This window comes from Thermoplasmata archaeon, from assembly GCA_035632695.1.
Lineage (GTDB): Archaea > Thermoplasmatota > Thermoplasmata > RBG-16-68-12 > RBG-16-68-12 > RBG-16-68-12.
In genome coordinates, this window is the sequence record DASQGG010000095.1 from 1 (window position 1) to 3,960 (window position 3,960).

At 67.7% G+C, this 3,960-nt stretch carries 5 protein-coding genes; all 5 read left to right on the forward strand.

Going from position 1 to position 3,960, the window contains the following annotated elements; genetic code table 11:
- Window positions 1-202: GTP-binding protein (locus tag VEY12_06805; protein ID HYM39836.1), on the forward strand; the 202-nt coding region annotated here is incomplete at its 5' end.
- Window positions 203-259: 57 nt separating this feature from the next.
- Entirely contained in the window at window positions 260-1,942 is a 1,683-nt protein-coding gene (locus VEY12_06810) for a methylmalonyl-CoA mutase family protein (GenBank protein ID HYM39837.1), read from the forward strand.
- Window positions 1,943-1,946: 4 nt separating this feature from the next.
- Window positions 1,947-2,357: a cobalamin B12-binding domain-containing protein gene (locus tag VEY12_06815; protein ID HYM39838.1), complete on the forward strand. Its 411-nt coding sequence runs from the start codon at window positions 1,947-1,949 to the stop codon at window positions 2,355-2,357.
- Window positions 2,358-2,361: 4 nt separating this feature from the next.
- Window positions 2,362-3,354, forward strand: coding sequence for a methylmalonyl Co-A mutase-associated GTPase MeaB (gene meaB, locus VEY12_06820; GenBank protein ID HYM39839.1), 993 nt, complete (start codon window positions 2,362-2,364; stop codon window positions 3,352-3,354).
- A 50-nt stretch (window positions 3,355-3,404) separates the two neighbouring features.
- On the forward strand, window positions 3,405-3,960 hold a 556-nt coding region (locus tag VEY12_06825; GenBank protein ID HYM39840.1), incomplete at its 3' end, for an MFS transporter.

Here is a 3,960-nt window from a genome sequence, read left to right on the forward strand (position 1 = left end):
CGTCGGGCCCATCCCCGTCTACACCTTGGGCAACAAGACCGATCTCACGGAACGGCGCGAGACGACGGATCAAGAGGCGGCCGACACGCTGCGCTCCTACGAGACGCCGATCCTCTACACGTCCGCGAAGTCGGGCGAGAACGTGGAGCAGGCGTTCCAGAGCCTCGCCAAGACGATCGTGGAGACGTCGAAGCTCGAGTGAATGCCGCGGGTCGCAACCATCTTATATGGACCCGTGCTTCAAAGCGTACGGCGGGTCATGTCGGATTCTGAGGACCTCGACGAACTCGAGTCCCGTCTCCGGAAGTGGGAGACCACGACGCTCAAGGACGCGCTTAAGGCGCTCCCGGAACGCCGCAAGGACTTCGTCACGACCTCGAGCCGGTCCGTGAGGCGGCTGTACACCCCCCTGGATCTGCGAGGCAAGTCGTTCGCGGACCGCCTCGGCAACCCGGGCGAGTTCCCTTTCACCCGCGGGATCCACCCGACCATGTACCGCGGCCGCCTCTGGACCATGCGCATGTTCGCGGGCTACGGCAGCGCGGAGGACACGAACCGGCGGTTCAAGTACCTCATCGCCCACGGGGAGACGGGGCTGAGCGTGGCCTTCGACATGCCCACCTTGTACGGGTACGACACGGACGCGCCGGAGGCCAAGGGGGAGTTCGGCACCTGCGGCGTGGCCGTCTCGTCCCTCGAGGACATGCAGATCCTGTTCCGGGACATCGACGTGGGCTCGATCAGCACCTCGATGACGATCAACGCCCCGGCGGATGTGGTGTGGGCGATGTACCTGGGGATGGCGGAAAGTCGAGGCGTGCCCTTGCCGAAGCTCCGCGGGACGATTCAGAACGACATCCTGAAGGAGTACGAGGCCCAGAAGGAGTGGATCTTCCCTCCCGAGCAATCCATGCGGCTCGTCGTGGACACCTTCGAGTTCGGTGCCCAGGAAGCGCCGCAATGGAACACGATCTCGATCAGTGGCTACCACATCCGCGAGGCGGGGGCCACGGCGGGCCAGGAGCTCGCGTTCACCCTCGCGAACGGCATGGAGTACGTGCGGTGGGGAGTGGACCGCGGCCTGAAGGTGGATGCCTTCGCTCCCCGTCTCAGCTTCTTCTTCAACGCCCACAACGACCTCTTCGAGGAGATCGCGAAGTATCGCGCCGCGCGGCGGATCTGGGCGCGGGAGATGCGGGACACCTTCGGCGCGAAGAGCCCTCGGTCCTGGCTCCTTCGCACCCATGCGCAGACCGCGGGCGTCTCCCTGACCGCGCAGCAGCCCGAGGTGAACATCGTCCGCACGACGATCCAGGCGCTCGCCGCGGTTCTCGGGGGCACGCAATCCCTGCACACGAACAGCTACGACGAGGCGTACCAGGTGCCCAACGAGAAGGCCGTGCGGATCGCCCTGCGCACCCAACAGATCCTGGCCCACGAGAGCGGGGTCGCGAACACGGTCGATCCCCTCGGGGGCTCGTACTACCTGGAGAGCTTAACGGACGAGCTCGAGGAGGAGGCGTACCGCTACTTCGACCGGATCCAGGACATGGGTGGCGTCATCGCCGCGATCCGGAAGGGGTTCATCCAGCAGGAGATCGCCAACTCCGCCTATCGCTACCAGCGCGAGATCGAGGACAAGGAGCGAATCATCGTCGGCGTGAACGACTTCGTCGTGGACGAGCAGCCGGAGGTCGAGCCGCTCCGCGTCGCACCGGCCTCCCTGAAGGCCCAGCTCGAACGGCTCCGACGCATCCGCTCGGGCCGGGACCGCAAGAAGTGGGAGCGCTCGCTGGACGGCCTCCGGAAGGCGTGCGAGGACCCCGAGTCGAACACGATGCCGAGGATCCTGGACGCGGTCCGTGCACGGGCCACCCTGGGTGAAATCTGCGGCGTGATGCGCGAGGTCTTCGGCGTGTGGGAGGAGCCGCTCCTCTACTGAGGGGATGTCGATGGCGAAGAAGATCCGCGTCCTCATGGCGAAACCCGGATTGGACGGCCACGATCGCGGTGTGAAGGTGATCGCCCGCGCGTTGCGCGACGCGGGGATGGAGGTCATCTACACGGGGTTGCGGCAGACCCCGGAGGATATCGTGGAGGCCGCGATCCAGGAGGACGTCGACGCGATCGGCCTCTCCTGCCTGAGCGGCGCGCACATGACCCTGTTCCCCGAGGTCGTCACGCTTCTGAAGAAGCGCAGGGCCGGGGACATCGTGGTCGCGGGCGGTGGCATCATCCCGGAGGAGGACATCCCGAAGCTCAAGAAGGCCGGGATCAAGGCCGTCTTCGGGCCCGGGACGCCACTCCACGACATCGTCGCGTTCTTCGAGAAAGCCGGATCCGCGAAGGGTGCGTGAGGACGTGCCCTCGCGGACCGCGCCGAGCCCGGTCCGGGGCCTCGTGAGGGATCTCCTCGCGGGAGACAAGCGCGCGGCCGCGAAGCTCATCTCCCTGATCGAGGACGACGAACCCGAGGCGGCGGAGGCCCTCGCGCTCGTGTACCCGCACACGGGGCACGCGCAGTACGTCGGATTCACGGGCGCCCCCGGCGTCGGGAAGAGCTCCCTGATCAACCAGCTCGTGCGGGAGTTCCGCACGCGCGGGAAGAAGGTCGGGGTCGTCGCCGTGGACCCGACGTCCCCGTACTCCGGGGGCGCGGTCCTCGGAGACCGCATCCGGATGGCGGACACGGGCATCGACCCAGGCGTGTTCATCCGATCCATGGCGACCCGTGGCCACGCGGGCGGCCTGGCGCTCGCGACCTTCGACGCGGTCCGCGTCCTCGATGCGATGGGGATGGATCTCGTCCTCGTGGAGACCGTCGGGGCGGGGCAGAGCGAGGTCGAGATCGCCGGGCGTGCCCACACGACCGTCGTCGTCGAGATGCCGCTGACCGGGGACGCCGTCCAGACAATGAAGGCGGGCATCCTCGAGATCGGCGACCTCTACGTGGTGAACAAGTCCGACCTGGCGGATCCCGAGAGCCTCGTCGCGAACCTGCGGTTCCAGATCGAGGAGCGGGACGGCTGGAGACCCCCGATCCTCCGCACCTCGGCCCTGAAGGAAACGGGCATCGACGAACTCGCCGATGCGATCGTCCAGCATCGCGCGCTCCTCGGCTCGGACGGCCGCTGGCAGAAGCGGGAGGCCGTGCGGGCGCGGCAAGAAATCCTGGAGAACGCGCGCCGCCTCCTGGCGAACCGCGTGCGCGCGGGGCCCACGAGCGCGGGGTTCGAGCGGCTCGTGCAGGAGGTCGTCCGCCGAACTCTCGATCCTCAGGCGGCGGCGATTCGGTTGCTGGCCGCCGGTACACCGCACCGCTCGCCCCGAGCGCGGGCGAAGACGCGTCGGTAGCGTCGTCGACGGCCACGCCCTTATATCGTTCGGCGAGCTCGCCTAGGCCCATGTTGGCCCCGGACCGCCCGTTCCGTCCCATGGCGTTCCTGCTGTCCACGTGGGCGGTCAACGTGTGCAGCAACGCGTTCTACATCGCCCCGGCCCCCGTGTTCACGCCCATGTCCAACGCCCTCGGGATCTCCAACGCCCAGGCGGGCGCCCTGATCTCCGTCTTTCTGCTGGCGATCCTCCTGTTTCAGATCCCCGCAGGCTACCTGATCGACCGTCGGGATCCTCGGCCCATCGTGGTCGCGTCCGGGGCCGTGCTCCTCGTCGTGAGCGTGGCGATCTGGAGCCTGCCCCGCTACGACGTCATTTTGCCGCTGCGGTTCGTCTCCGGCATCCCACTCGCGTTCATCTTCGTCCCGTGCGCGTACTTGGTCTCGAAGGCCTTCTCGGAGAGCCCAGGGAAGGCGGTGGGCCTGTTCCTCTCCGGACCTCCCGCAGGCGTGGCCGCCGGGAGCTTGCTGGGGCCTGTCGTCGGCGACCTGTTCGGCTGGCCCGCGGTGTTCGTCGCCTTCACGCTGCCTCTTCTGGTCCTCCTTCCGCTCTTCAGCTTCTTCG